The following is a 25,239-nucleotide window of genomic DNA, read 5'->3' as shown; positions in this document are numbered from 1 at the left end:
GTAACCATTCTATTTTCCGCTACGACAATTTTATCGGCTGTTTTTCAGCCGATAAAATAAAAATGTCCGTAAGAAAATAGTTTAGTTTTAACATTCCGATTTATAAAAACATGGCAGAAGAGCCTTCTTGTCGCAGTCCTTACCATGAAGAATACATTCAAACAAGTGCTTCAGGTAATCCTGAGGATCTATATCGTTCAACTTACAGCTTTCTATCAGGGAGAAGATGAATGCCGAGTTTTCTGCGGCTGCCTCACTTCCTATATTCATACAGTTCTTGAGCAGCAGCTTTACAGGTTTCATTCTTTGCTCACAGAGATTGTTGGATATTTCCGCTGAACCGTCCTTGAGGATATTTCTCAAGGATTTCCACTGGTTTATCGTGTAGTTCGCAGCCTTTCTTATCAGTTCGTTAGCCATGATCTTCGCATCCTGCATCATCATGACCACCTTATGATGTATACGTTCAAGAACAGGTCCCGTAAGTTTAAGTCTTTTTTCCTTTATCTTCTCACTGCTGAGTTTCATTGTGCGGAACAGGTCTTCATTCCTGAATAAATCACCGATAGAATCTATTATGTCCATCGCCGTCCTGTCTGATGGCAAAGCATCAACCCACAACCTCCTGCAGTGCGTCCAGCATCCTATATGAAGCACCTTTGAGCCTTCTCCGTCATACATTCTGTAAACCGTATATCCGTCTGTAGATATAGATCCCATAAAATGATCAAGGAAGGTCTTTGCCACATCAGATGCTCTGCTGCCGTTATTGTAATGATAATAAACCAACTTGACATGCTTTGCAAAGAAAGCCCATAAGTACTTTCTCCTGTAAGCCTTACCTTCCGGTGTTTCAACTCCAACGAGTTCGGTAGTCTCATCAACCATAAGGTATTTTGCCTGTTGTACAAACTTCTTGAAGACATCTTCCATAAACTCCCTAAGCCTGGAGATTCCGTTGTGGATATAGCTGTTCAGCGTGGTATTGCTTATATGGATGCCTTCTCTTGCAAGCAGTCTTATCTGTCTGTTCTCAGGCATGCTGAAGTCATATTTCAGACAAAGCAGACGGGCAAGCAGTTCAGGAGAGAAGATTCCTCCAAGGTTTTTCAAGGGATGCTCCATCGTGTTAGTGAAAGTGCCGTCTGCAAGCTTTACCCTTGCCACCTTGTACACATGTTCCACGTTATGGGCACGCACATGTTCTATAAACCTGTATTCCCACACATCAGCCATTCCGTTGCGGTTCATAAGCCTTGCACCATCCGGGAGTTGGTAATAGTCTTCTATTTCATGTACCACTACCTTGTCCACCTTCAGCCTGGTCTTTTCCGCACGTGGTGCGGTTTCCTTTCTTCTTGAAGGCTTGCTGTTCTGTGCTGTTGCGTTATCGGAAGAGGTATTGCCACCAGCTTCGTTACCATTGGCCTTATTATCATCATCACCTTTCTTGTCAGAACCGTCATATTCGGACTTCTCCATTGCAGACTTGTCAATGTTACGGTTGTTCAGCAGCCTTCTTTGCTCAGATGTACGGCCGAAACGGTGTTTCCTGCTGTCTTCAAGCTGAAGTCTGAGATTGGATATCTCGTTTGCAAGCATCATGTTCACCTCGTCTTTTGCTTCAAGCTGCTTCCTCATAAGTTCCATTTCTTTCCTGTAATGTTCAACCGTGGTTGATTGCTTTTCGAGGGATTCTTTGAGGTCATTGATTGTATCAATCAGAGTTTTTGAGTTCTCCTTGTTGGATTTTTCAATAGACTCAAGCCTCGCAATCAGTTCTTTATTCTGTTTGCGAAGCCCTGCTTTTTCCTCATTCGCCAGACCCAGCTGGCAGCAAAGTAACTCGTATGCTCTTTCATCAATCATGATATAAAGGTACGAAAAATCAGGCAGTTACGCAAACTTTTTATCGATTATTTTTGTATTATTCCATTGTAAATCAACGCCTTATTATTCATTCTTTAGGAGTTACATACATTCTGTCGACTACGATACTTTCCGTCAGGTAAGCCATGTCAGACCACTGTATCCGGTAGCATTTTGACACCTCGTCAAACACAGGTTTCTTGAACTTTCCAATGACAGGACGTTTCTCGTAAAGCACATAAAAACCGCGTTCGTAATGAAGTATCTTGACGACCTTCCGGTTACGGGACATGAACATATATACATTGGACGCATCACTAGGGTCAAGTGACATCTCTTGCCTTATACTTTCACACAAACGGAAGATGCCTTTCCGTAAATCCACATTACCGTTGAACAGGTAATAGTTCAGGTTAGCACTCAGTCCAAGCATATCATCCTATCATTTTATTAAGCAACAGACTCAGATCAAGAACGCTGGTGTTTCTCAGAAACAATGTCGCTCCAGATGTCAATTGCAGTTTCACCCACTTAATAGGAGGTTCGCCTTCCGGTTGTTTCACTTCCATCTTAACAGTTGGACTGTTGCAAGGTTTACCGGTTATCTGGACTTTAGCAACCTTGGGCTGATCAACCTGAACTGTCTTGCCTAACTTCTCGCTCCAAAGCTGATGACGTTGCCAGTTCATGAACTTGTCGTAGTTTACTCCATAATCCGCACAGAACTCGCGAAGATCCTTGGTCTCGCTGCATAACTGGTAGAGGTCATATACCTCCTGATAGTTTACTTTTTCTTTCGCCATAATCATTGTTGTTATTTGGTTATGGCGCAAAGGTAGGTTTGTGAATAATGTGCGTCAAGGCGGAAAATAGAATGCTTACTGATTAAATATAAACACGTTACTTATTTAATTAAAAATCACTCCACCCCTATGTGTATTAAATATGTGATAAATATTTTAAAGGATTACATATCCAAAATAAAATTCAGCTACCATCTAGCTTGCTGTCTACGCTTATCTTTTGAAGGGTCTGTCGGATGTAATGCTTCACAATCATAATCAGGATCACTAATACAATCATCTACATTAGGCTGTTCCAATCTTGCTAACGCTTCGACATTCGCCAAAGCCAATTCCGACATTGGTTCTGCCTTTTTAGAGTTATACACATTAAATCCTGCTATCAAAGCAAACGCAGCAACCAGTGTTGCTTTCAAAACATTCTTTTTTATCTCTTTTCTATTTTTTAATAATTATTTAAGTTTGTCTTCATCTTTTAGCCCCCCCCTTCTGACAGAAGAGACATGCTCCTGTTAGAACGCCGTGTGATTAATAGCCTGCCTGCCATTTATTCCAATTCTTTATAGTATATGCTCTAAAATATTTATAATTAAATTAGACCATTCAACTCTAAATATCCGAACTGTATATCATCATTGAACGACATGATAATTCTATTGTTGTTGTCATCATAACAGAAGTCTGCTATTTTCCGATTTATATCTAAAGTTTTAAGATAGTTTCCCTCGGTATCGAAAACAAAAAATTTTGTAGGATAATAATCATCGGTATGCTTGTTACCACCTGAATATGAAGCGATAATCTTATCTTTGGCTAATACTACTTTACTATAGTAATGAGTTGCAGTCGGCTCTTCTTTCCATTCCGGCCCATAAATATTATATTTCAAATTTCCCATTATATCAGTTATTACCATTAAATCATAGCCTGTATAGCACTCCACGCAGATGTTTTTAGTTTCTGAAGCAGCAAAGCAAACACGTTTATTTTCTATTTCAGGATGGTTTTCTTTCAAAGGAAGTATTTTACCTGTTTGCATATTAAGACGTGCCAACATTTGTTTGAAAGAAGAAGAACTGGTAGGGGAAATCATTCTGCCTATAGCCAACGTATCGCTGAAAAATTGATATACATCTGGGAATATTCCTTTATCCATCTCCATTTTCACGTTTGGTATATAGAAAGAATTAGCAAACGCACTATCCACATTGTAACTGAATATTTTTTGTTTTCCATAGTCGGATATATATAAATTCTTATGTATATTGTCTATGCCAATATTTCCAAGAATTGTAATTTCACCAGGTCCTTGTCCCAATTCTCCTATACTTTGCACGTAAGTAAAATCCTGCATGTTAAAAATATGAATAAGCTGGTTTGAGGATTTATGGTCTGCAATAATCAGATGATTATCCATAGAATATAAACGTGTTGTAGAGCCTATCAAAATATCGCCAGTCTGGAATTCTTTTACTTTCTGATAACAGTTTTCTATTTTGTTACGAACTGTCTGGTGTTTTTCGGTTGTCGCATTATTAGTGCAACCGGTTATGGCTAACACAATAAATAATATGTTTGCTATTTTTCTTAACATAAGTATTTGCTTTTAAAAAGAGAAAAGCAAAAATTAGGATAAGATTCAATTATCACAAATTCTATTTTTCTCCTTCGTTTTTACTTTTAGGGAATTCAATCAAGCTGTTCGGCTATTAATTCCTCTTTTTATAGATTTGCTTCTCTATAAGTCGGAAACCAGTAATGGCATAAACAACCATCACCATTATCCAAACAACCATTTTCGCACATTGGGTTTTCACCATCATCAGCCAATGCTTCCACATTAGCTAAAGCCAACTCAGACATCACATCCGACTTCTGAGAGTTATACACATTAAATCCTGCTATCAGAGCAAATGCAGCAACCAATGTTGCTTTCAAAATATTCTTTTTCATCTCTTTTCTATGTTTCGATGATTAATAAAAGTTGTTTTCATCTTTTGTCGGAAAGAACTCCACCGCAGAAAAAGCAAATACATGACTTGCAGATTCTGATTATTTCCATATATGCATACTCTTTGTCGACTATTTATTAAAAAGTAAGATTATATAGAAATAGCTTTTCCCCTAATGTGCATGAGAATGCAAATATAGTAAAAGAATATTTTATTCCTTGATAACCAGCTTCTTTATTTCCTCTCTCATCTGTTTTATTGCTGTGGATTGTATTTTCGGTTCTTTTTCCATTATCATCTTTGCATCCTATTCCAGTTTTTGTCGTTGATAACCTCCCAGTTCCGCATGTGGTTTTGCCTAATTTTTCCTCTATCCCGCGTATCCTATAGAATCCGTTCCTTATTTCCAGCGTATCTCCCGGCAACCGGTGAATCTTCACCTCCTTGCCTTCCAATGCATCCCAGATATTGAAGATGCGGGTTCCCATTATCCATTTGTTCACCAACACATTATTGCCTGCCTGTAAAGCGGGATACATGGAGTCGGAAGGAATATGGAAGGTGGTGAAAGTGGTGACCTGAAAGAAGAACCATAAAATTACCAAGACACAAAGATAAAAGAAAAGGCCCGATTACCTATTTTAGCTAATATTTTATTCTTAAATTTATATTATCAATCACATCTCATACTTCATTAAAATGGATTCCCTCTCATCTTCTGGATACGTTACAGCGTATATGCAATTTGAGATTTCATCTATTGCAATATTTTTTAATAAATTATTAACTTTGAAACCTTCTTTTAAGTTCCCATTCCAATCAAACTTTAAGATGTAACAAACCTTTCCTGTTTTCCCAAAATCTTTATTGGCAATACCCCAATATAAAGCATAAATATGCTCTTTTGTTGAATATAGCATTCTGTAAGTTCGTGTTGTTTCGTCATTTTCTGATGAGCTATAGATATCTTGATTCCCATCTTTAGTATGCCTTGAAACCATTTTAGCATTCATGCTAAAATACTCTCTCACCTTTATAATTTTATTATTTTCAAATCGATAAAAGACGAGTTGGTCATGGAAATATCCCGCAGCAACAAATCGAGATTGATCTAAATTAGTACAGAGAGTCGTTTGGTTTTTTAGAAAAAAACTATTTTCAACTTCCACACCGGTATTATCTCCGGGAAAAACACCAAATTCCGCAATAATATCCGCTTTAGAATTCAATAAAGCAAATTGTTTTGCATTAAAACATCCATTTGCTAAAAAATAATCCCCAAACGCAACAATATCATAGGGACAATCTGCATTAAATCGCACTTTACGATGAAAAGTATTATTATTTATTTGAATCTTATGCTCATTAATTTTATAGAAAGAAACTTGTCTTAGCATTCCATCAAAAAAAGCCAATGAGTTATTTTTTGAATTATAAGTTATATCTCTTAAATTAAGAAATTCATTTGGCCCTTCTCCAATATTAGCAATACGTTCGATTTTATTGGTATTTATCAAATCAATCATCGTTATTTGTTTACCTTCATATTTATCTATCATTAAGAGCTTATTATCCACAATATTCATTTTTAAAGGCCGTCCAATAAACAAATCTGATAAAATTTGTTTTCCCTTTATTGTCTTAAAGTTTTTTGTTGGAAACATTATTTTATTGTTTGATACACTTGTACAAGAAATACACAGCAATAAAAGCAAAAATAATATGTGTTTATATATGAGTTTCATGGTACTTTTATTATAAGAGAGACCTAACTTTTTTAAATCTCTCCTTTTATTTAATGGGATTAATCTTTATTAAGTGTAAATGTACCTAATCCTTCTATAACTAGAGTACAACAATATACCTGTTTATCAGTACTGCAGTCACCACACTTTTGGCTTAATTCTGATTCAGCCAATGCTTCCACATTAGCCAAAGCCAACTCAGACATCACATCCGATTTCTGAGAGTTATACACATTAAATCCTACTATCAAAGCAAATGCAGCAACCAGTGTTGCTTTTAAAATATTCTTTTTCATCTCTTTTCTATGTTTCGATGATTAATAAAAGTTGTTTTCATCTTTTATCGGAAAGAACTCCACCGCAGAAAAAGCAAATACATGACTTGCAGATTCTGATTATTTCCATTAAGTTTGCATCGGACTAATCCTCCTTTCTTTAAGAAGAAACCCAAGGGAAGGAAGGGTTTCTCTAAATTAAACTCTATTTATTTGGCATTCCCTGCTATCATTAACCGAAGCGGGGATGTCTTTGTATTGCAATACAACATCTTATTTAAGCGACGAGTAGCCTTTATATAAGTTTCTGGCTTCTTTGCCTTGAAATAATACCAAGCGAAGAAACGGTGGCTGACGCAATGCATATCTAATTCTTAAGATGTAATATCTGTAATATCGGATTGTCATCCGTATTCTCTTCTTTCCTGTATCCAAAGACAAATCGGTTGTGATTGCAGGACGAAGTCATATAGGTATATTTAACTCTGTCAATATCATTCACCAAACGTTTCCCTATTTGAAGATCTCCATTTTGTTTATTGTATAAAAACACTCTTAAACCTGATTCCGCACGCCAATATGTTGCGTACAACCAATGGGAACTTTCTATATAATTTGTCCGAATGAAATCGGGCAAATGTTGGGTGGAAACATCTTCTGTATAGGATTGTGTAGGAAGTGGATAGATTTTAAAAGGTATTTGTTGTCTTAATGCTCCTTTCTTATCATAACTGTAAACTATATTATCAAAAGGAGGTGCCATGAAAGTTATCTCGTTGTCATAACCCATTAATTCCCAATTAAAATTGCATGGCAAATTGTAGGTTCGTTTTATTAATTGCGTCGACTTATGATTCTGCGAAGAATAAGAATAGACTCCTCCAATGCTGTCCGGGGCTCCCAACATTGATAATAGATATCCATCAGCGGTCTTCTTGAAATCTGAGGGATATATATCAAGTACTGTTTTATCAATGAATTTATCATCAGGGGAATATCGCAGGATGGATTTATTCCAGCCGTCCAATAATAACAGTTCCCTGTTGTCGGCATCATATTCAAACTGTATCAGGTTTATATATTCTCCGGGACCGTTACCCTGATGATGAAGTGAGCGTATGAATTTCCCTTTTGTGCTATATATCCAAACGGACTGTTGTGGGGTGTCTAAAATGAAGATGTATTGATTGGTCAGGATAGCATCCGTTATCTCCCTTATTAAACAATCATCTTTTGTTTCCAATGGTATATAACTCAAGGAGTCAACAAATGAGGAATAATACAGGGTATCACTATCTGTTGCCATCAAATCTATCTTGATTGAAGTAGTATCCTTTTGTTCTACACAACTTGTGCACAACAAAAGGAACATGAATATACATCTATACATAATTAGCGGCAGTTTCCCCATGTTAATTTGTTATTGCAAGTATCATAAGGATGCGTCAGTTCGCAACGCTTGCCCGTAAGATTTCCATCTGAATCTTTACAATCTCTTAGGCCATATCCATAAGAGGTGTTCACATCAATTTCACCGCTAGCCAATGCTTCCACATTAGCTAAGGCCAACTCAGACATCGCATCCGACTTCTGAGAGTTATACACATTAAATCCTGCTATCAGAGCAAATGCAGCAACCAGTGTTGCTTTCAAAATATTCTTTTTCATCTCTTTTTATTCTTTAAATTAAGCTATTGCGTAAATTTTCACAGATTGTATTTAAATGATACAAGCTTATCTTCCGGGTCCTGAATAATTCCATATCCCATTTGGTTCTCTTCATCAACGGCAAAACACATTACTCGTTGCCCTGTTTTCAGTAACTTCACAGGATTTCCTTTCCAGTCAAGGACTAGAATATTCCTTTGCTTTCTCTGTTCCGGGTCTTGAGTCAAGAGATAAATATGATTTTCCGTGCCCACTATGTCGACAGAGACCGGGTCGCATCCTTCTTTCATCTTTGCGAAGACAACATGTTCGTCAGTACTGAATTTATATTGATATTTTCCAAGTTGCTTTTTAAATTTCAGTGTCGGACATTTTTTACCTGACGGGTCATATTCATAGATTTCCAAAACAAAATAAGAGCATGAAGCAAATAAATGTTTTTGAGGATTTACTGCAAAATGGCATTGATGAAACATAGCTTTAGATAAGTGTGGAATATCTTTTTCTGCCTCCCAGAAGTCCGGGAATTCACCAAACTCTATTAACTCATCACTTTTTTGTAAGTTCATCCACGCATATCGTTTCTTCCAAAAACCGGACAACACAAATTGAGTATCGGTTAATGGAACGAAACAATCCGCCTCTGTTTTAACTTGCAGATCTCTTACCAGTTTTGGGGTTTTATGAATAGACTGTGTTGATAGATGATTTAACTGATGAATAGGACGACTTAAAATCCATAAATTATTATTCGACAAAAGAACTTCTAATGGGGATATTAGTTCATTGGGGCCCTCTCCCTGCCCCAATAATTTTCTTTCTACTTTATTACTATTAAGATTGAACACAGTAAGTAAAGAATCTCCATAATAATCATTTATCAGCAAAAGGCTATCTATTTTAATAATCTGCATGATATCACCTAGTATTTCAGGATAATCTATGTCCTCAAATACCAACGTCTCTTGATTGGAAAACTTATATCCTATAGTTGTATCCGTTGTATGAGTGGTACATTGAACAAAACTTAAAGTAAACAATCCTAATAATATAATTTTGATATTCATAAATTCTTGGTATTAGATAAAAAACGAGTTCAAATCATTCACTAATTTTAGTCAGTTCCAATCCAGTGTTTTTTTCCAAACTAAATAGTATCTTCTCCGTTTCTGTCATAGTAGGTAACAGAACCGCCTGGGTATATTATCCATTGACAAAGATGTCTTCCACCCGGACATTCTGTGGGAGTAAGTGTCTCACCATCATCAGCCAATGCTTCCACATTAGCCAAAGCCAACTCAGACATCACATCCGACTTCTGAGAGTTATACACATTAAATCCTGCTATCAGAGCAAATGCAGCAACCAGTGTTGCTTTCAAAATATTCTTTTTCATCTCTTTTCATTTTTTCGATGATTCATTAATCTTGTTTTCATCTTTTGTCGGAAAGAACTCCACCGCAGAAAAAGAAAATACATGACTTGCAGATTCTGATTATTTCCATTAAGTTTGCATCGGACTAATCCTCTTTTCTTTAAAGGAGAAACCCAAGACTCTAGGCAGGGTTTCTCTAAATTAAACTTTATTTATTGAGCATACTCGAATTTAATACTTTTCCAACTCTACTTCCCCTACAGTGCATTTAATCATAGAGGATATTAAAGACCTCTAATGGAGCTGATAATATCTACATTCAAGGTTTCATAACTAATGGAATCCGATAAGCTGTTTTCATTGAATAACAATACAGAATTTTTCAATGCACACCATCCTGTAAAGCAACTATATCGTTTTCCTGCTAGTTTACTTTCGCCCATAATATTAAAATCTTTATCAAAAGCCATCATGTAAATAGGTCTACTATCAAGTAATGTTTGCACAGACTCTTTTTCTGAAAAATCAATTCCACCTATGTGTAATCGAATATATGTTTTACATTCCGGTAAATACATAATATCGTAAAAGTGTACATTTTCGATTCGGTGTCTCTCCCAAATTGAATACCCATTAGCATTGCACGTCTGTGCTTTATTTGAAGTATAGCAACTTGGGGCATCTATCAATAATTGTTTTCCGGAATCCATGTCTAATAGATATATTGTAGATTCGTATGGATAATTATAGATTATTTTATTGTCTACAAAATTAACATTAGGTGCATCCATATCTGCATATAGCAAAGATCCTTTTGGATTTATTATTGAATATGAAAGTGGGTATGTCTTAATTATTTTTCTTTTTTTTATATCATATTCTTCTACTATAAAATCGTCTTTTCTAGTTAAATACAACAATGAATGTCGTTTTGGGTTATAAGAGAACTTAGCTGTATTCATAGCGTAATTAGTATTTATAATTAAAGATTCTCTATCCTCTAAAGTAATTTTTTCGTTTACTCTACCCGCACTATTTAATAGATACATATAAATTCCATCATAAACCCAAATAGAATCTTTTGATAAAGGAAATATTCCAGCTACTCTTCCTGGTATTCCATCAGGCCCTTCTCTTTGTAATGGTATAGATGATATCTCTTTGTGATTATATAAATCTATTAAGTCTAATGAATGTAAACGATAATTATATGCGATAATTCCATCTATATTTTGACAACTAAAAGGAGAAGTTATATGGTAGGATTTAAGTTCTAAAATATCATTAGAAGGAATTATCTTGATTGACTCTATATCATATGCAAGAGAATCTTTTATATGATGGGGTTGTGTGGTACGCTGATGATCACAACTTACCATGGCTAGAAATATTAAAAAAAATAATCTCATAATAAATTTAATTTAAGCCAAAAGAATATTCAAACCATCTTTATTAAGTTTTAATATCCCTTTGGCTTTATTTTTTAGCAATAAGACGATGAAGAACAGGGATCACGACGTGTATCTGTACTTAAAACACATTCGTTCCAAGGTTTGTGTGCACACGGAAATAAACGGTATGACCAATCGTCTTCTCCGGTAGCCAATGCTTCCACATTAGCTAAAGCCAAGTCAGACATCACATCCGACTTCTGAGAGTTATACACATTAAATCCTGCTATCAAACCGAATGCAGCAACCAGTGTTGCTTTTAAAATATTCTTTTTCATCTCTTTTCTATGTTTCGATGATTCATTAATCTTGTTTTCATCTTTTGTCGGAAAGAACTCCACCGCAAAAAAACAAACAATCCATTTGCTAATTGCAGAAGAGAATTCTCCTTTATCGTCTGCTTTCATTGATCAATCCAAATTAAGAACTATAATGTTATAGTCTAAATCTTCAGACTGCGATATCGCATAAAAATCACCTTGCCTAGAAGAATATATAAACAACAGAGGAAAAGTTTATTTTTCCCTTTCTCGTTCTTCTCTATTTGTAATAGACTTTTATACCGGTAACCATTCTATTTTCCGCTACGACAATTTTATCGGCTGTTTTTCAGCCGATAAAATAAAAATGTCCGTAAGAAAATAGTTTAGTTTTAACATTCCGATTTATAAAAACATGGCAGAAGAGCCTTCTTGTCGCAGTCCTTACCATGAAGAATACATTCAAACAAGTGCTTCAGGTAATCCTGAGGATCTATATCGTTCAACTTACAGCTTTCTATCAGGGAGAAGATGAATGCCGAGTTTTCTGCGGCTGCCTCACTTCCTATATTCATACAGTTCTTGAGCAGCAGCTTTACAGGTTTCATTCTTTGCTCACAGAGATTGTTGGATATTTCCGCTGAACCGTCCTTGAGGATATTTCTCAAGGATTTCCACTGGTTTATCGTGTAGTTCGCAGCCTTTCTTATCAGTTCGTTAGCCATGATCTTCGCATCCTGCATCATCATGACCACCTTATGATGTATACGTTCAAGAACAGGTCCCGTAAGTTTAAGTCTTTTTTCCTTTATCTTCTCACTGCTGAGTTTCATTGTGCGGAACAGGTCTTCATTCCTGAATAAATCACCGATAGAATCTATTATGTCCATCGCCGTCCTGTCTGATGGCAAAGCATCAACCCACAACCTCCTGCAGTGCGTCCAGCATCCTATATGAAGCACCTTTGAGCCTTCTCCGTCATACATTCTGTAAACCGTATATCCGTCTGTAGATATAGATCCCATAAAATGATCAAGGAAGGTCTTTGCCACATCAGATGCTCTGCTGCCGTTATTGTAATGATAATAAACCAACTTGACATGCTTTGCAAAGAAAGCCCATAAGTACTTTCTCCTGTAAGCCTTACCTTCCGGTGTTTCAACTCCAACGAGTTCGGTAGTCTCATCAACCATAAGGTATTTTGCCTGTTGTACAAACTTCTTGAAGACATCTTCCATAAACTCCCTAAGCCTGGAGATTCCGTTGTGGATATAGCTGTTCAGCGTGGTATTGCTTATATGGATGCCTTCTCTTGCAAGCAGTCTTATCTGTCTGTTCTCAGGCATGCTGAAGTCATATTTCAGACAAAGCAGACGGGCAAGCAGTTCAGGAGAGAAGATTCCTCCAAGGTTTTTCAAGGGATGCTCCATCGTGTTAGTGAAAGTGCCGTCTGCAAGCTTTACCCTTGCCACCTTGTACACATGTTCCACGTTATGGGCACGCACATGTTCTATAAACCTGTATTCCCACACATCAGCCATTCCGTTGCGGTTCATAAGCCTTGCACCATCCGGGAGTTGGTAATAGTCTTCTATTTCATGTACCACTACCTTGTCCACCTTCAGCCTGGTCTTTTCCGCACGTGGTGCGGTTTCCTTTCTTCTTGAAGGCTTGCTGTTCTGTGCTGTTGCGTTATCGGAAGAGGTATTGCCACCAGCTTCGTTACCATTGGCCTTATTATCATCATCACCTTTCTTGTCAGAACCGTCATATTCGGACTTCTCCATTGCAGACTTGTCAATGTTACGGTTGTTCAGCAGCCTTCTTTGCTCAGATGTACGGCCGAAACGGTGTTTCCTGCTGTCTTCAAGCTGAAGTCTGAGATTGGATATCTCGTTTGCAAGCATCATGTTCACCTCGTCTTTTGCTTCAAGCTGCTTCCTCATAAGTTCCATTTCTTTCCTGTAATGTTCAACCGTGGTTGATTGCTTTTCGAGGGATTCTTTGAGGTCATTGATTGTATCAATCAGAGTTTTTGAGTTCTCCTTGTTGGATTTTTCAATAGACTCAAGCCTCGCAATCAGTTCTTTATTCTGTTTGCGAAGCCCTGCTTTTTCCTCATTCGCCAGACCCAGCTGGCAGCAAAGTAACTCGTATGCTCTTTCATCAATCATGATATAAAGGTACGAAAAATCAGGCAGTTACGCAAACTTTTTATCGATTATTTTTGTATTATTCCATTGTAAATCAACGCCTTATTATTCATTCTTTAGGAGTTACATACATTCTGTCGACTACGATACTTTCCGTCAGGTAAGCCATGTCAGACCACTGTATCCGGTAGCATTTTGACACCTCGTCAAACACAGGTTTCTTGAACTTTCCAATGACAGGACGTTTCTCGTAAAGCACATAAAAACCGCGTTCGTAATGAAGTATCTTGACGACCTTCCGGTTACGGGACATGAACATATATACATTGGACGCATCACTAGGGTCAAGTGACATCTCTTGCCTTATACTTTCACACAAACGGAAGATGCCTTTCCGTAAATCCACATTACCGTTGAACAGGTAATAGTTCAGGTTAGCACTCAGTCCAAGCATATCATCCTATCATTTTATTAAGCAACAGACTCAGATCAAGAACGCTGGTGTTTCTCAGAAACAATGTCGCTCCAGATGTCAATTGCAGTTTCACCCACTTAATAGGAGGTTCGCCTTCCGGTTGTTTCACTTCCATCTTAACAGTTGGACTGTTGCAAGGTTTACCGGTTATCTGGACTTTAGCAACCTTGGGCTGATCAACCTGAACTGTCTTGCCTAACTTCTCGCTCCAAAGCTGATGACGTTGCCAGTTCATGAACTTGTCGTAGTTTACTCCATAATCCGCACAGAACTCGCGAAGATCCTTGGTCTCGCTGCATAACTGGTAGAGGTCATATACCTCCTGATAGTTTACTTTTTCTTTCGCCATAATCATTGTTGTTATTTGGTTATGGCGCAAAGGTAGGTTTGTGAATAATGTGCGTCAAGGCGGAAAATAGAATGCTTACTTTATACCGCTACCTTTTGTGTCTATAAAATAGCCACAATAAGCACCTACTTCCTTAATGCCACCTAATACAACATGAACTGCAAAGGTATTATTTTAAATGTAATAATTGTAATCTTATTAAGTAGTCATTGGTCATATCATCTACTTTAATCCATGTATGATCATCTAAATAAAAAAGAAGATGATTGTCTATAACCTCTTGTGCCATATCGTTGTCTAAATGTTCCGAAATAATTATTTCTTCAGTTTTTCTATCCAATAGAACCCATTTTATATTTTTCTTTGCTATATTCTGCTTATCAAAAGTTTGAAAAGAAAGTAACAAATAATTTTCCGAACAGGCAAAATTATGTAGAATGGAATAACCATCCAGTATTTGGGGAGTAATATCTTTTAAACCCATCTTTTCAATTGGAATTCTTTGACGTATATCAAAACTATACATATTCTCCATTTTGTCAAATGTCACTAATGAAAGTTTATCCCGGTTTCTATCATAATAATAAACCATAGAACCATTGTTATTATATAACATTGGGAAATAATGTAGTCGGCAATTTTCTGTTATACTAGAATCTAAATGTATAACTGTCTTATCTAAAGAATTTAAAGTCCAAATACCTTCCTTTTGCTCATTATCAGTATAAATTGGATAAAAATAAGTCATACTATTTTTATCCAATTTGGCCATATCTATAAAAAAGTCTGAAACAACATACGAAGAAATATAATCGCCTGAATAATCATACAATTTTATTTTCATATCACCTTTATCGAAAATACAGAGCTGTTTATTATAGGTATCCAAACAAAAAGCTCCAATTATCTTGATTTCTTCCGGTCCTTCCTTATATTGGGTTATCCGCTTTAAAAGTTTACCTGTGATAGCATCAAAAATAAGAATACCTTCCGATTTCCGGTCTTTGATAAATATTTTGTTTTCGTCTAAATAAAGATTCTCAACTCCATATATTGGTAAACTGTCATTCAAATGCAAATCCACATATTCTATATTTTTCACAAAAGTGGAATATTTAATGGAAGGAACAGTCTTACTTAAATCTATTTCCACACTATTCTGATTTTTAATACCAATACAAGATGGCAATAAAATAAAAAAGTATATAATCCAATTATATTTCTTCATATTCTTTTATATATTAATTAATCTCCACAGGTAGTATATTTTCCAGAACATTCATCAGAATAACGTCCTATTTTACAGCAACTATTATCGATGTCTAAGTAGTATCCTCTCCAATTTATTCCTTCACTTTCACCATTACTAGCCAATGCTTCCACATTAGCCAAAGCCAACTCAGACATCGCATCCGACTTCTGAGAGTTATACACATTAAATCCTGCTATCAGACCGAATGCAGCAACCAGTGTTGCTTTCAAAATATTCTTTTTCATCTCTTTTCTATGTTTCGATGACTTCCACATTAGCCAAAGCCAACTCAGACATCACATCCGACTTTTGAGAGTTATACACATTAAATCCTGCTATCAAACCAAATGCAGCAACCAGTGTTGCTTTCAAAATATTCTTTTTCATCTCTTTTCTATGTTTCGATGATTAATTAAACTTGTTTTCATCTTTTATCGGAAAGAACTCCACCGCAGAAAAAGCAAATACATGACTTGCAGATTCTGATTATTTCCATTAAGTTTGCATCGGACTAATCCTCCTTTCTTTAAGGAGAAACCCAAGGGAAGGAAGGGTTTCTCTAAATTAAACTCTATTTATTTTGCATTCCCTGCTATCATTAACCGAAGCGGGGATGCCTTTGTATTGCAATACACGGTTATCATCTTATTGAAATGACCTTTTTCTTCTGCCTCATACGTCACTGTCAATTCCAATGACGCGCCGGGACGGACAGGTTCCTTGCTGTAGCTCACCTTGGTGCAACCGCAAGATGTAGTGACATCCTGAATGACCAGCAGATTGTTGCCTTCATTGGTCAATACAAACTTGTATTCCTGCTTTTCCGATTGTGGAAAAGTCCCGAAATCCATATTGGCCGTATTGACGGAAACGTCTGTCATGGCAACTGCCGAAGAAGGCATTTTGCCATTGGTCAATCTCTGCAGATAGAGTTCTTTCACCTTCGGGTTGTAAACCGGGTTGCCTATCGCTATCACTTTATTTTCCCGGTTTAATAAAAAAGATTGAAATGTCATTTCACCGGGAAAACGGTTTAATGCATTAAAATCGTCCTTTTCATCGAAACAAACCGGATAAGTGAAGGCATCCCTCCGGGTAATGTAACGCAACTCTTTTACATCCTTGGGGTGGAAATAGAACACAAAGGGCACTTTCCCCTGAGCCAATGAATCTACTTCGTGCATGAATTCCTTCCAACGAGGCAATTGCAACTTGCAACTGGTGCAACCTACAGAGTCTACATAAGTAACTATCTTATATTCGGCATCTGCGAAAGAAAAATCAATCGTGTCTTTCCCTTGAATGGTGAAAACTGAATGGGAAGGAAAGGAAATCTCTTTCCCATCCCATTCCCTCACCAAACGAGCAATTTTCTCTTTTTCTGATTCCTTGCAAGAACATAATAAACAGAAAAGGGACAATATAGTGAATAAAACCTTCATTTATTGTAAACCGTAATGTTCCACTATATACTCTACTTTGCTGTTATTAATAGGGCAAACCAAACTTCCTGATGAATAACACCGCTGAATTACAGGTTCTTCACCACCTGCCAAGGCTTCTATGTTTTCCAGCAAGTATTGACTTGAAGTCTCTTTTTTATTAGATACTTTACACACCAACAGTGCCACTACCGTGAGCACAAACAATCCTTTTAAAATGTTTCTCATAATACATTTCTTTTTAAAACGATGCCAAAGGTATGGGAGATAAATCAATAATCCAAGGGTTTTCGTCAATAGTTTTCTGAACTCCATGATAATTCAGAAAGTTCAGAAAAGTTCAGAATTCCATCAGGCTGTTTTTGACCAAGAAAGTCCCAAAAACAATAATTTATATTACCTTTGCGGATAATAAAGAATGGAATATGAAAAAGAAAATCAACCGGTACATCCCTCTTGTAATATGTATTACAGCTGAAATAGTAATGATAATGCATTCGTTTAATAGCACACTCCAAAAAACGAATGGTGAAATAAATGGTGTCCTAAAGGAAGTAATCGTTGATGATTATCACACAAGATCCGGGAAACTTCCACTCGTATCGAGCCAGAAAGGGAAAAACAAAGTAAAGCAAACCTATATAAAGACAGCGACCGGTAAGACTATCTATACATTTAAGGACAGCGTAGATTCAGAAGCAGCATGTAGGTTAACAGAAGAGTATGTCATGGGCCGTCTTAATCCTCTTATTCCTGATAACGTCAACAAGAAACTTCAAGAAGGAATGAAACGACATTCCATAGATGGAAAAACCGGCATCGTATATCGTTCGCCCAACACATATACCTACAGCAATAAAGACTCTTTATCATATCATTCGGCAAGTTATCAAACTCCTTTCTATGCTTTAGATATCGCAAAAACATATCATGTAAGCGCATGGATAGACTATGACTGGTTGCCTCTGCTCATTAAACAGACTCCATTTTATAATTTTCTGCTTATTATTTTATTAGCAGGTGCAATTGTCTTTCTATTGATTACCCTTATCAAAAAACAGTATTGCTTTCCTAAAGCGCCTTCCTCTGTTATGATAAATGACTCCATCCCCGATGGTTGGTACGTCAGCCCTGACAAAAAATTATATATAAATAAAACACCATGTCAAATTCAGCCCCGTAGCCTTCAGATACTACAACTTTTATACGATGGGCAGGACAAAGAATACATCAGTCGTAAAGAGATAAAAGAAAAAGTATGGGGAAACGAAGCGGCAGATGTAAATAGCAGAATTGATACACACATCAAGCACATCCGTGAAGCTTTAAGAAATTCTCCTTACGACATTGTAACAGTAAGAGGCAAGGGTTTTAAACTGTTCTTAAAACCCATCGACTCCAAAGCAACCCAACCATAGCTAATCAAATATATACTTCACTATCTGATTATCCGTATTTACATCCGTTGCCAACAAGCAATGAATTGCCCCATCCACATAGATGCCTGTAATCGAACGGTCTAATCCAGTTATTCTATTCTCCCGTCCCGCCTATTTTCTCAATAAGAAGAGCACTTTTTCTCTAAAAAACCTTTCGCCAGTTTTCCAACGGCTCGTCCCCTATGCGATAAGGCAATATCCATTCACAGAACTCGTCAAATGAAAGAGAGTGCCGCCACGGTCTCTTCTGCCAGGCAGCAAAGGCCAAGTCTATATTTTCAATTAAATACTCAGCCTTTATAGCGTGACAGTCATACACCTTGGGTGTGCTCTTGTAAGAGAACTTACTCCATTTGTCTTGCAAATCACGAGGAAAATGTTTTTTATGGAATATGACGGATTGTATTTTTCTCAAACTGTCCAGGCCGGAACTTTTTGCATACGAATAATATCCCGGCATATTCTTTATGAGAAAACATGCAGCATCATATTTAGGACCACTATCCTTATAATGTTCCAGTACTTTTTCCAGCTCTATTCGGTTCTTGCCTGCGGCATTCAGGGAATACTTCAAATCCTTTTCCCGGTAGCACGAACTAAAACAGATAGTGGATAATACGATAATTAAATAGATATTAGTTCTCATAACCAGTTTGTTACTTATACTCTTGAAGGCTTTTGGACTGTTTGCCGATGTTCTATAACTTATACTTCAAAATGACAGGCGGCTCCATGACAGACGGACGTGAAGCACAATAAAGCGTATCCTCTTTCCTATTTATGGATATGGAATACACATATCGGTCTAGTTTATAGTTGCAAAGCAAGTTTCCGTCAAAGTCCAGTTTGAATATTTCCACAGGTGAGAGATTTTTCATGTCGAAATGCTTGTTGCCTTCATAAACCAAATAAATATGCTTGTCGGTGATATAATAATCCGTATAAGCATGATAATCACATTCATCAGCAAAAGTGACGAAGGCTACGGGAGCATCTATTTGCCTCCGGGTATACTCCGGTGAAAAATGGTCGGGGCCGACCAATTCGCGAATCTGCTTTAATGAATCATTATAGATTCGGATGGCATCACGATGCATGTCCGCAGTCCACAACTCCTGAGTTTGTGGGTTCTTAAACAGACGAGCACCATTCACGGAAGCCACAAAGAAAGGAAAATCATCCATTCCCTTGCCACTGTCCTCTCCTTTTTGGTAATAGCCGATGGGAGAATCCACTTTGCTGAATTGCTTATCATCCAGATACCACATGTGATATCCTATGTAGCGGTTATCATCCAATAGGCATAAATCCGAAGTAGGCAAGACTTCCGATGAATATCTGAATTGCTCGTCGGGAACGAACTTGCGGCTATTCAATAAGGTCTTTAAATCGACGATATAACAGGTCTTTGAATTCGGGTCTTGCAAATAGAAATTGTCGGAAGCATTAGAGTGAAGTCCTAAAGCGCAGCTGAACATTTCTCCCGGTCCGTTACCTTTTGTTATCAATTGTGCCAACGGCTGCAATGTGTTCAGGGAATAGAGTTCGAGCAGGAACTCGCAATTGGGCTGATTCACCACTACAAGCACGCTATCGTTCATCACACGGAAACCGGCCGGGTTAAGCAGGCTGTCAATTGCAATTTCTTGTGGATTACTCAATTCTTTTGTTGTCTGAAAGTCCTCACGAGAAAAGGAAACGTCTCCGGCTACCTCCTTCTGAGGCATGCAACTGCTGAGGAGTGCTGCTGCTATTACAGCAATTAAATTCTTTGTTTTCATATTCTATTTGTTTTCAATGGATTAAAATCTCTCCAATAGATGGTTCGGGTGCATTTAGAAGAGAGTCGCAGGGTGGGAAGAACATCTTCCGGCAAAGAAAAATATGTTTATTTCCACCCTCTTTCTGCTCTCATGAGTTTTACTGTTTTTATAATCCTTTCTGTTATCTTTAAACGAAGCAGAGAATGCTTTTGATTATTGCTATTTTTTACGCTCTTCAAGGTGAATTTGCGTTTCTGCTTTTCTGTTTTGAAGGATGCAAGTCGGATGATACCATAATTATTAATCGGTAATTTTACAAATTCTTATAATTGGATTATCATCTATGCTAACTGCCGAGAGTTCATCCTGTATTTTTTTGTCTTTAATTTTACTATTCCCGTCTATGTAGAGTTCATTGTCGAAAATAGTAAATAAATAATTTTCGTAAGAATAAAAGTTCACTTTATATTTCTTGATATCAATGATGAAATCATTAAATAGATTTTGATCAGTTATTTGATGGAAAGATACATTACTATTATCGTTTTTATTATAATAGAGGAAGTGTTTTTTCTTATTATGGAAATAAGAGAGCAATATATTATTGTGAAAGTTGAGCAATGAACTTATACCATACGAAAAAACATTTTTGCTCATTTCATTTTGGAATTCCATGATGTTTTTATAATCTTTCTCGAAATATGAATTCGGAATTCTTGAAGCGCCAAAATTTAGATAGTAGCGAGGAATGCAATTTGTTGAAGTTAAAGTGTAAATCGTGTCATTATACAATTCGTAGAATAAGAATTCATTTCCATATTTACTAAAATTAGTGTTATTATGAACATGTAGATAATTGGACTTTTTCTGAGAAATAGGGTAAAATCCACCTGATACACTCTGCTTAATGTTATTATAGATTGTAAATTTATAACTTTGGTTTTGTGATATTTGATTCCCACTATATAAAATACTCGTGGAATCATTAAAAAGCTGCATCCCAATGGCCCAAAAATTAATATCTTTTTTATTCTGAAATTTCCCTTTCATATCGTATTGTAATATTTGTTTTTTTCTCGTATCCAATATGTGCATTGTCTCATTCTTAGAGCAAATATCAAAGTCAGATAATCGAAGATATTCTTCTGGTCCATCACCTTGGTGATTAACTTTATATTGGAATTTTCCGGTATTGTCAAAAAATAAAATAGAGTTATTGTCTCTAATTATAATCTGATTGTCAATATAGAATATTGCCTTTATACTGTTTATTAAACATGAATCATTTGTTTCAAGTTTTATGTAACTCACCTCTTTTGAAAGATTTGATAAATTGAATGGATTATTGGCTGAATTTTCTATGTCAATCCTTATAAACTTACCGTTCTCATTTTGAGGATGTGTGCTACAACCACATAGCAATAATATTAATAATAATGTAATGATAGATAATTTCATAATTGATAAATTTTAGTGGATAATAGAAAGATTAGTGAGAAAAGACATAAAATGTTTTCTATTATCCACTAGTAAATATTTAGCATCCGCTACAAGCTGCAGCTCCGCAATCGTTATCACCAGGGCAGCAGCAATAGTGACATTGGTTATTCTCATCAGGCTCTGTTCCATACAATAAGCCCTTTCCAATACCTTCTTCACCGCTAGCCAATGCTTCCACATTAGCCAAAGCCAACTCAGACATCACATCCGACTTTTGAGAGTTATACACATTAAATCCTGCTATCAAACCAAATGCAGCAACCAGTGTTGCTTTCAAAATATTCTTTTTCATCTCTTTTTGTTTTTTCGATGATTCATTAATCTTGTTTTCATCTTTTATCGGAAAGAACTCCACCGCAGAAAAAGCAAATACATGACTTGCAGATTCTGATTATTTCCATTAAGTTTGCATCGGATTAATCCTCCTTTTTTAAGGAGAAACCCAAGGGAAGGAAGGATTCCTCTAAATTAAACTCTATTTATTTGGCATTCCTACTATCATTAATCGAGGAAATGTTTATCTGTATCAGCTTATACTCCGGAGACAAAACTATCGCATAGACGACATCACCTTGAGAATCACCACATATTCTCAATATCGGGAATTGCATATTCAGAATATGGGTAAGGTTCAACTCATAATCATAAATGAAGAGTGAATGAGGAAGGGTGGAAGGGTCACGTGGAGAGGCTCCTTTGGGTTTCTCTCCTTCCACCACCACATCCCTGTCAAGCGTTACGATATGATTCTTGGTCAATGCCAGTTCCATCGCGCCGCGCTTGGAATCTTTAGCCGTCACCAAGTTCCCATCCTGAACGGTGTAGTCTATCTTTTCGGGCAGTTCCTTGTCCAATGACAGCTTGCATCCGTCCAAAGAGTAAGTGGCAAGATAAGGGAAAGACATACTGCTGTATACTAACCTGTTCCGGTTCGCATTATAGTCCATGTTGCCCTGATAAAGATAGAAGGCATTCCCGACTTTTTCCGACAAGGGGAACTTGCCTCCTGCTTGGGTCGTTCCGTTGCATGACACTTTAAACAGATTTTCCGCACCGGGAGTCAGAGCAATTATAGTGCTTTTGCCCACATGGAGCATCCTGGTTACTTCCGAGTTCTTTTCAAGGCTGCCTCTATCCACGTGGCAAGCCCCATCCTCACCGAAAACATACAAATGCTCTATTCCTTTCTGCAAGTCACTTAGATAAAAACCCTCTGTAGAAACTGAAGGAATCGGCATTGCAAAGTCATTCGGGCCATCACCCATATTACCAAAACTGTACACCTCCTTACCGGATGATGCATCTACCACATGAATAAAATTATCCGCTTCTGTCACATCGTGCCAGTACACGCGTCCATTTAAAGCCGTAATTTTTCCCGGCATACTCGAATAGATACTATCTGTTATGGTAGTATATGCAATATTGCTAACTCTTTCAAGCTCCTGCTTTTTCTTCTCAGAAGCACAGCCGGACATCAAGATACCGGCTATCACAATAAAAAATAATCTTTGCATAAATTCCTTCTCTTCTTTGGGGAATTGGTACAAGCCTAGTCCCAAAAGCAATTAATATTTTTGTTCTTAAAGAGGGTTTGAATCTTTATTAGCTATTCGCCTTGGGTATTGAATAAGAATATAACTTGCCATCTTTTCCTCTACAAGTATAATTTTCCCATACAGCAACACAATCTGTTCCATTAGTAAAGTCTTCACCAGATTCTGCGTCATCAGCCAATGCTTCCACATTAGCTAAAGCCAACTCAGACATCACATCCGACTTCTGAGAGTTATACACATTAAATCCTGCTATCAAACCGAATGCAGCAACCAGTGTTGCTTTCAAAATATTCTTTTTCATCTCTTTTCTATGTTTCGATGATTCATTAATCTTGTTTTCATCTTTTGTCGGAAAGAACTCCACCGCAGAAAAAGCAAATACATTACTTGCAGATTCTGATTATTTTCATATCCATACCATAGCCTATTGTTTATTGGAGGCTAAATTAAATAAAAGAAACTATTCATGCCATATAACTATTTGAGGTTCTTCTGTATTCGTCAGTCCTATAATGTTATTACAAGAACTCAATGTAAAAAGAGAAATATCAATATTGGGTTTGTATTTGCATATAAGATTACCTTCCCAATCAAATTTCCAAATCTCATTATTCAAACGTTTCAGGTTCTCTTGCGAATTTACATCAAATAATATATAAATGTAATCATCGGTTACAGCAAGATTTATGGCACCTTTCATGAACGAAGACCTTAATTGTGTCTGGCTGGATATACCTTTATCCGTAAAATCATATTCATAAGCCGATAGCAACACCTCTTTTTTGAGAATATACTCTCCTTTGTGATTCTTATTGTATAAATCTAGGACATGAGAATCAGTTACAGCAACTCCTTTTGTCCTTGAATAACCATATCCTCGTACTTGATGAAACATTCTTCTTACTGCTAGTGGGATATGGGCTTCCTCGTTCCAAAGTAGGGGATAATCACCCAATGCAGCTACTTTCTCTCCCAAAGAATTGAGAATCCAAAAACGTTTATCATCAAACATACCTGAACAAAAGTAAAGATTATCCTGAAATGGAAACAACAAACTTACTTCCATAGGTACTGTAATCTTTTTTTTGACTTTACCACCCTGCAAGTCAATATTATATAATGTCCATTGAGGACGTGAAAACATAAACAAAGAATCCTCTTTGATAAATATATACAATGGAGACAAAACTTCATTGGGACCACTGCCTTTCACTCCCAACTTGGCTATTGGTTTATTATCTTTTAATGAAATGCAGTGAATTAAGGAATCTCCATAAAAGTCATTAATAAACAATACTGAATCCAAGGTGGTTAATTGAATAGGAAGACCTATAAAATCCTGAATATTTGATTGCTCTAAATATATATTTTTAATATTTGATTGTTTATTCGTAGTCCGAGTACACCCGAACAAACAGAATAGAAATAATAGATAAATATACTTCATATAATTTCTTCAATATCCTAGGCAAAATCAATAGAAAGAAATTATATTCTTTGTTTTTGCCTAGGAATTCATTTATAAAAATAAAATCATTCGCATTGAGAGCCCAATATTTTATTTTTTATAAAACAAATGTACTGTATTACCAACTAGAACTCTAGCACATTCATCAGTACCTCCTGGGCATTCAACAGTTACAGATTCGTCATCAGCCAATGCTTCCACATTAGCTAAAGCTAACTCAGACATCACATCCGATTTCTGAGAGTTATACACATTAAATCCTGCTATCAAAGCAAATGCAGCAACAACTGTTGCTTTCAAAATATTCTTTTTCATCTCTTTTATATGTTTCGATGATTAATTAAAATTGTTTTCATCTTTTGTCGGAAAGAACTCCACCGCAGAAAAAGCAAATACATGACTTGCAGATTCTGATTATTTCCATTAAGTTTGCATCGGACT

At 36.6% G+C, this 25,239-nt stretch carries 31 protein-coding genes and 1 pseudogene; 1 reads left to right on the top strand and 31 read right to left on the bottom strand.

Annotated features, from left to right (window positions below):
* Nucleotides 1-87: 87 nt before the first annotated feature.
* From tnpC (HMPREF1534_RS00145) to HMPREF1534_RS00245, 23 genes and pseudogenes are all read right to left on the bottom strand, one after another.
* Nucleotides 88-1,869 carry an IS66 family transposase gene (tnpC, locus tag HMPREF1534_RS00145; protein WP_005936270.1) on the bottom strand — a complete coding sequence of 594 codons (1,782 nt, stop codon included), beginning with the start codon at nucleotides 1,867-1,869 and terminating at the stop codon, nucleotides 88-90.
* Nucleotides 1,870-1,957: 88 nt separating this feature from the next.
* Nucleotides 1,958-2,302, bottom strand: coding sequence for an IS66 family insertion sequence element accessory protein TnpB (gene tnpB, locus HMPREF1534_RS00150; protein WP_005936267.1), 345 nt, complete (start codon nucleotides 2,300-2,302; stop codon nucleotides 1,958-1,960).
* Between the two features lies 1 nt (nucleotide 2,303).
* Complete coding sequence (locus HMPREF1534_RS00155; RefSeq protein WP_005936264.1) at nucleotides 2,304-2,672, bottom strand: hypothetical protein; 369 nt, start codon at nucleotides 2,670-2,672, stop codon at nucleotides 2,304-2,306.
* 188 nt (nucleotides 2,673-2,860) lie between these two features.
* Nucleotides 2,861-3,103 (bottom strand): NVEALA domain-containing protein, encoded by a 243-nt coding sequence (locus HMPREF1534_RS00160; protein ID WP_025066969.1) that lies wholly within the window; start codon nucleotides 3,101-3,103, stop codon nucleotides 2,861-2,863.
* 158 nt (nucleotides 3,104-3,261) lie between these two features.
* Nucleotides 3,262-4,266, bottom strand: a complete 1,005-nt coding sequence (locus HMPREF1534_RS00165) for a 6-bladed beta-propeller (protein WP_005945748.1) — start codon at nucleotides 4,264-4,266, stop codon at nucleotides 3,262-3,264.
* A gap of 128 nt (nucleotides 4,267-4,394) precedes the next feature.
* Nucleotides 4,395-4,625 carry an NVEALA domain-containing protein gene (locus tag HMPREF1534_RS00170; RefSeq protein ID WP_005945745.1) on the bottom strand — a complete coding sequence of 77 codons (231 nt, stop codon included), beginning with the start codon at nucleotides 4,623-4,625 and terminating at the stop codon, nucleotides 4,395-4,397.
* Between the two features lie 415 nt (nucleotides 4,626-5,040).
* A pseudogene (locus tag HMPREF1534_RS21435) lies at nucleotides 5,041-5,244 on the bottom strand (S26 family signal peptidase); the annotation flags it as partial.
* Nucleotides 5,245-5,301: 57 nt separating this feature from the next.
* Nucleotides 5,302-6,288, bottom strand: a complete 987-nt coding sequence (locus tag HMPREF1534_RS00180; RefSeq protein ID WP_005945739.1) for a BF3164 family lipoprotein — start codon at nucleotides 6,286-6,288, stop codon at nucleotides 5,302-5,304.
* Nucleotides 6,289-6,428: 140 nt separating this feature from the next.
* Nucleotides 6,429-6,665, bottom strand: coding sequence for an NVEALA domain-containing protein (locus HMPREF1534_RS00185; RefSeq protein WP_005945737.1), 237 nt, complete (start codon nucleotides 6,663-6,665; stop codon nucleotides 6,429-6,431).
* A 346-nt stretch (nucleotides 6,666-7,011) separates the two neighbouring features.
* On the bottom strand, nucleotides 7,012-8,034 hold the full coding sequence (locus tag HMPREF1534_RS00190) for a 6-bladed beta-propeller (protein ID WP_158570003.1): 1,023 nt from the start codon (nucleotides 8,032-8,034) through the stop codon (nucleotides 7,012-7,014).
* Nucleotides 8,035-8,036: 2 nt separating this feature from the next.
* Complete coding sequence (locus tag HMPREF1534_RS00195; RefSeq protein WP_005945730.1) at nucleotides 8,037-8,312, bottom strand: NVEALA domain-containing protein; 276 nt, start codon at nucleotides 8,310-8,312, stop codon at nucleotides 8,037-8,039.
* Between the two features lie 38 nt (nucleotides 8,313-8,350).
* Nucleotides 8,351-9,379 carry a BF3164 family lipoprotein gene (locus HMPREF1534_RS00200; protein WP_005945728.1) on the bottom strand — a complete coding sequence of 343 codons (1,029 nt, stop codon included), beginning with the start codon at nucleotides 9,377-9,379 and terminating at the stop codon, nucleotides 8,351-8,353.
* An 80-nt stretch (nucleotides 9,380-9,459) separates the two neighbouring features.
* Nucleotides 9,460-9,708 carry an NVEALA domain-containing protein gene (locus HMPREF1534_RS00205; RefSeq protein ID WP_005945725.1) on the bottom strand — a complete coding sequence of 83 codons (249 nt, stop codon included), beginning with the start codon at nucleotides 9,706-9,708 and terminating at the stop codon, nucleotides 9,460-9,462.
* Between the two features lie 263 nt (nucleotides 9,709-9,971).
* Nucleotides 9,972-11,096, bottom strand: coding sequence for a DUF4221 family protein (locus HMPREF1534_RS00210; RefSeq protein ID WP_018452766.1), 1,125 nt, complete (start codon nucleotides 11,094-11,096; stop codon nucleotides 9,972-9,974).
* A gap of 74 nt (nucleotides 11,097-11,170) precedes the next feature.
* Nucleotides 11,171-11,416, bottom strand: coding sequence for an NVEALA domain-containing protein (locus HMPREF1534_RS21430; RefSeq protein WP_025066962.1), 246 nt, complete (start codon nucleotides 11,414-11,416; stop codon nucleotides 11,171-11,173).
* Between the two features lie 374 nt (nucleotides 11,417-11,790).
* Entirely contained in the window at nucleotides 11,791-13,572 is a 1,782-nt protein-coding gene (gene tnpC, locus HMPREF1534_RS00215) for an IS66 family transposase (protein ID WP_005936270.1), read from the bottom strand.
* 88 nt (nucleotides 13,573-13,660) lie between these two features.
* Nucleotides 13,661-14,005 carry an IS66 family insertion sequence element accessory protein TnpB gene (gene tnpB, locus HMPREF1534_RS00220; RefSeq protein ID WP_005936267.1) on the bottom strand — a complete coding sequence of 115 codons (345 nt, stop codon included), beginning with the start codon at nucleotides 14,003-14,005 and terminating at the stop codon, nucleotides 13,661-13,663.
* A gap of 1 nt (nucleotide 14,006) precedes the next feature.
* Nucleotides 14,007-14,375, bottom strand: coding sequence for a hypothetical protein (locus HMPREF1534_RS00225; RefSeq protein ID WP_005936264.1), 369 nt, complete (start codon nucleotides 14,373-14,375; stop codon nucleotides 14,007-14,009).
* A gap of 169 nt (nucleotides 14,376-14,544) precedes the next feature.
* Complete coding sequence (locus HMPREF1534_RS00230; RefSeq protein ID WP_005945714.1) at nucleotides 14,545-15,603, bottom strand: 6-bladed beta-propeller; 1,059 nt, start codon at nucleotides 15,601-15,603, stop codon at nucleotides 14,545-14,547.
* A gap of 17 nt (nucleotides 15,604-15,620) precedes the next feature.
* A complete protein-coding gene (locus HMPREF1534_RS00235; RefSeq protein ID WP_005945706.1) occupies nucleotides 15,621-15,872 on the bottom strand; it encodes an NVEALA domain-containing protein in 252 nt (83 codons plus the stop codon).
* 7 nt (nucleotides 15,873-15,879) lie between these two features.
* On the bottom strand, nucleotides 15,880-16,014 hold the full coding sequence (locus HMPREF1534_RS20555; protein ID WP_005945703.1) for an NVEALA domain-containing protein: 135 nt from the start codon (nucleotides 16,012-16,014) through the stop codon (nucleotides 15,880-15,882).
* 188 nt (nucleotides 16,015-16,202) lie between these two features.
* Nucleotides 16,203-17,069 carry a DUF1573 domain-containing protein gene (locus tag HMPREF1534_RS00240; protein WP_005945700.1) on the bottom strand — a complete coding sequence of 289 codons (867 nt, stop codon included), beginning with the start codon at nucleotides 17,067-17,069 and terminating at the stop codon, nucleotides 16,203-16,205.
* The gene (locus HMPREF1534_RS00245; RefSeq protein ID WP_005945697.1) at nucleotides 17,070-17,297 is read right to left on the bottom strand and encodes an NVEALA domain-containing protein; all 228 of its coding nucleotides are present in this window, start codon (nucleotides 17,295-17,297) and stop codon (nucleotides 17,070-17,072) included.
* Between the two features lie 197 nt (nucleotides 17,298-17,494).
* Here HMPREF1534_RS00245 and HMPREF1534_RS00250 point away from each other — a divergent pair, with 197 nt between their 5' ends.
* Nucleotides 17,495-18,487: a winged helix-turn-helix domain-containing protein gene (locus HMPREF1534_RS00250; RefSeq protein ID WP_005945694.1), complete on the top strand. Its 993-nt coding sequence runs from the start codon at nucleotides 17,495-17,497 to the stop codon at nucleotides 18,485-18,487.
* Between the two features lie 163 nt (nucleotides 18,488-18,650).
* Here HMPREF1534_RS00250 and HMPREF1534_RS00255 read toward each other — a convergent pair whose 3' ends face one another.
* From HMPREF1534_RS00255 to HMPREF1534_RS00290, 8 genes are all read right to left on the bottom strand, one after another.
* On the bottom strand, nucleotides 18,651-19,154 hold the full coding sequence (locus HMPREF1534_RS00255; RefSeq protein WP_005945691.1) for a hypothetical protein: 504 nt from the start codon (nucleotides 19,152-19,154) through the stop codon (nucleotides 18,651-18,653).
* Nucleotides 19,155-19,206: 52 nt separating this feature from the next.
* Nucleotides 19,207-20,289, bottom strand: a complete 1,083-nt coding sequence (locus HMPREF1534_RS00260) for a BF3164 family lipoprotein (protein ID WP_005945689.1) — start codon at nucleotides 20,287-20,289, stop codon at nucleotides 19,207-19,209.
* 282 nt (nucleotides 20,290-20,571) lie between these two features.
* Nucleotides 20,572-21,729: a 6-bladed beta-propeller gene (locus HMPREF1534_RS00265; RefSeq protein ID WP_005945682.1), complete on the bottom strand. Its 1,158-nt coding sequence runs from the start codon at nucleotides 21,727-21,729 to the stop codon at nucleotides 20,572-20,574.
* Nucleotides 21,730-21,808: 79 nt separating this feature from the next.
* Nucleotides 21,809-22,063 (bottom strand): NVEALA domain-containing protein, encoded by a 255-nt coding sequence (locus HMPREF1534_RS00270; RefSeq protein WP_005945680.1) that lies wholly within the window; start codon nucleotides 22,061-22,063, stop codon nucleotides 21,809-21,811.
* A gap of 187 nt (nucleotides 22,064-22,250) precedes the next feature.
* Complete coding sequence (locus HMPREF1534_RS00275; RefSeq protein ID WP_128081346.1) at nucleotides 22,251-23,288, bottom strand: BF3164 family lipoprotein; 1,038 nt, start codon at nucleotides 23,286-23,288, stop codon at nucleotides 22,251-22,253.
* 88 nt (nucleotides 23,289-23,376) lie between these two features.
* Nucleotides 23,377-23,631: an NVEALA domain-containing protein gene (locus tag HMPREF1534_RS21135; RefSeq protein WP_005945673.1), complete on the bottom strand. Its 255-nt coding sequence runs from the start codon at nucleotides 23,629-23,631 to the stop codon at nucleotides 23,377-23,379.
* Nucleotides 23,632-23,790: 159 nt separating this feature from the next.
* The gene (locus tag HMPREF1534_RS00285; protein WP_005945671.1) at nucleotides 23,791-24,777 is read right to left on the bottom strand and encodes a BF3164 family lipoprotein; all 987 of its coding nucleotides are present in this window, start codon (nucleotides 24,775-24,777) and stop codon (nucleotides 23,791-23,793) included.
* 111 nt (nucleotides 24,778-24,888) lie between these two features.
* Nucleotides 24,889-25,113 (bottom strand): NVEALA domain-containing protein, encoded by a 225-nt coding sequence (locus tag HMPREF1534_RS00290; protein WP_005945669.1) that lies wholly within the window; start codon nucleotides 25,111-25,113, stop codon nucleotides 24,889-24,891.
* Between the last annotated feature and the right edge of the window lie 126 nt (nucleotides 25,114-25,239).

The organism is Phocaeicola massiliensis B84634 = Timone 84634 = DSM 17679 = JCM 13223 (genome assembly GCF_000382445.1).
GTDB classification, from domain to species: domain Bacteria; phylum Bacteroidota; class Bacteroidia; order Bacteroidales; family Bacteroidaceae; genus Phocaeicola; species Phocaeicola massiliensis.
This window is presented reverse-complemented; position numbering and strand designations above follow the sequence as displayed.

Coding starts and splice junctions, on each gene's coding strand:
- tnpC (WP_005936270.1), bottom strand. CDS start 1,869: ATGATTGATGAAAGAGCATACGAGTTACTTTGCTGCCAGCTGGGTCTG.
- tnpB (WP_005936267.1), bottom strand. CDS start 2,302: ATGCTTGGACTGAGTGCTAACCTGAACTATTACCTGTTCAACGGTAAT.
- HMPREF1534_RS00155 (WP_005936264.1), bottom strand. CDS start 2,672: ATGGCGAAAGAAAAAGTAAACTATCAGGAGGTATATGACCTCTACCAG.
- HMPREF1534_RS00165 (WP_005945748.1), bottom strand. CDS start 4,266: ATGTTAAGAAAAATAGCAAACATATTATTTATTGTGTTAGCCATAACC.
- HMPREF1534_RS00170 (WP_005945745.1), bottom strand. CDS start 4,625: ATGAAAAAGAATATTTTGAAAGCAACATTGGTTGCTGCATTTGCTCTG.
- HMPREF1534_RS00180 (WP_005945739.1), bottom strand. CDS start 6,288: ATGTTTCCAACAAAAAACTTTAAGACAATAAAGGGAAAACAAATTTTA.
- HMPREF1534_RS00185 (WP_005945737.1), bottom strand. CDS start 6,665: ATGAAAAAGAATATTTTAAAAGCAACACTGGTTGCTGCATTTGCTTTG.
- HMPREF1534_RS00190 (WP_158570003.1), bottom strand. CDS start 8,034: ATGTATAGATGTATATTCATGTTCCTTTTGTTGTGCACAAGTTGTGTA.
- HMPREF1534_RS00195 (WP_005945730.1), bottom strand. CDS start 8,312: ATGAAAAAGAATATTTTGAAAGCAACACTGGTTGCTGCATTTGCTCTG.
- HMPREF1534_RS00200 (WP_005945728.1), bottom strand. CDS start 9,379: ATGAATATCAAAATTATATTATTAGGATTGTTTACTTTAAGTTTTGTT.
- HMPREF1534_RS00205 (WP_005945725.1), bottom strand. CDS start 9,708: ATGAAAAAGAATATTTTGAAAGCAACACTGGTTGCTGCATTTGCTCTG.
- HMPREF1534_RS00210 (WP_018452766.1), bottom strand. CDS start 11,096: ATGAGATTATTTTTTTTAATATTTCTAGCCATGGTAAGTTGTGATCAT.
- HMPREF1534_RS21430 (WP_025066962.1), bottom strand. CDS start 11,416: ATGAAAAAGAATATTTTAAAAGCAACACTGGTTGCTGCATTCGGTTTG.
- tnpC (WP_005936270.1), bottom strand. CDS start 13,572: ATGATTGATGAAAGAGCATACGAGTTACTTTGCTGCCAGCTGGGTCTG.
- tnpB (WP_005936267.1), bottom strand. CDS start 14,005: ATGCTTGGACTGAGTGCTAACCTGAACTATTACCTGTTCAACGGTAAT.
- HMPREF1534_RS00225 (WP_005936264.1), bottom strand. CDS start 14,375: ATGGCGAAAGAAAAAGTAAACTATCAGGAGGTATATGACCTCTACCAG.
- HMPREF1534_RS00230 (WP_005945714.1), bottom strand. CDS start 15,603: ATGAAGAAATATAATTGGATTATATACTTTTTTATTTTATTGCCATCT.
- HMPREF1534_RS00235 (WP_005945706.1), bottom strand. CDS start 15,872: ATGAAAAAGAATATTTTGAAAGCAACACTGGTTGCTGCATTCGGTCTG.
- HMPREF1534_RS20555 (WP_005945703.1), bottom strand. CDS start 16,014: ATGAAAAAGAATATTTTGAAAGCAACACTGGTTGCTGCATTTGGTTTG.
- HMPREF1534_RS00240 (WP_005945700.1), bottom strand. CDS start 17,069: ATGAAGGTTTTATTCACTATATTGTCCCTTTTCTGTTTATTATGTTCT.
- HMPREF1534_RS00245 (WP_005945697.1), bottom strand. CDS start 17,297: ATGAGAAACATTTTAAAAGGATTGTTTGTGCTCACGGTAGTGGCACTG.
- HMPREF1534_RS00250 (WP_005945694.1), top strand. CDS start 17,495: ATGAAAAAGAAAATCAACCGGTACATCCCTCTTGTAATATGTATTACA.
- HMPREF1534_RS00255 (WP_005945691.1), bottom strand. CDS start 19,154: ATGAGAACTAATATCTATTTAATTATCGTATTATCCACTATCTGTTTT.
- HMPREF1534_RS00260 (WP_005945689.1), bottom strand. CDS start 20,289: ATGAAAACAAAGAATTTAATTGCTGTAATAGCAGCAGCACTCCTCAGC.
- HMPREF1534_RS00265 (WP_005945682.1), bottom strand. CDS start 21,729: ATGAAATTATCTATCATTACATTATTATTAATATTATTGCTATGTGGT.
- HMPREF1534_RS00270 (WP_005945680.1), bottom strand. CDS start 22,063: ATGAAAAAGAATATTTTGAAAGCAACACTGGTTGCTGCATTTGGTTTG.
- HMPREF1534_RS00275 (WP_128081346.1), bottom strand. CDS start 23,288: ATGCAAAGATTATTTTTTATTGTGATAGCCGGTATCTTGATGTCCGGC.
- HMPREF1534_RS21135 (WP_005945673.1), bottom strand. CDS start 23,631: ATGAAAAAGAATATTTTGAAAGCAACACTGGTTGCTGCATTCGGTTTG.
- HMPREF1534_RS00285 (WP_005945671.1), bottom strand. CDS start 24,777: ATGAAGTATATTTATCTATTATTTCTATTCTGTTTGTTCGGGTGTACT.
- HMPREF1534_RS00290 (WP_005945669.1), bottom strand. CDS start 25,113: ATGAAAAAGAATATTTTGAAAGCAACAGTTGTTGCTGCATTTGCTTTG.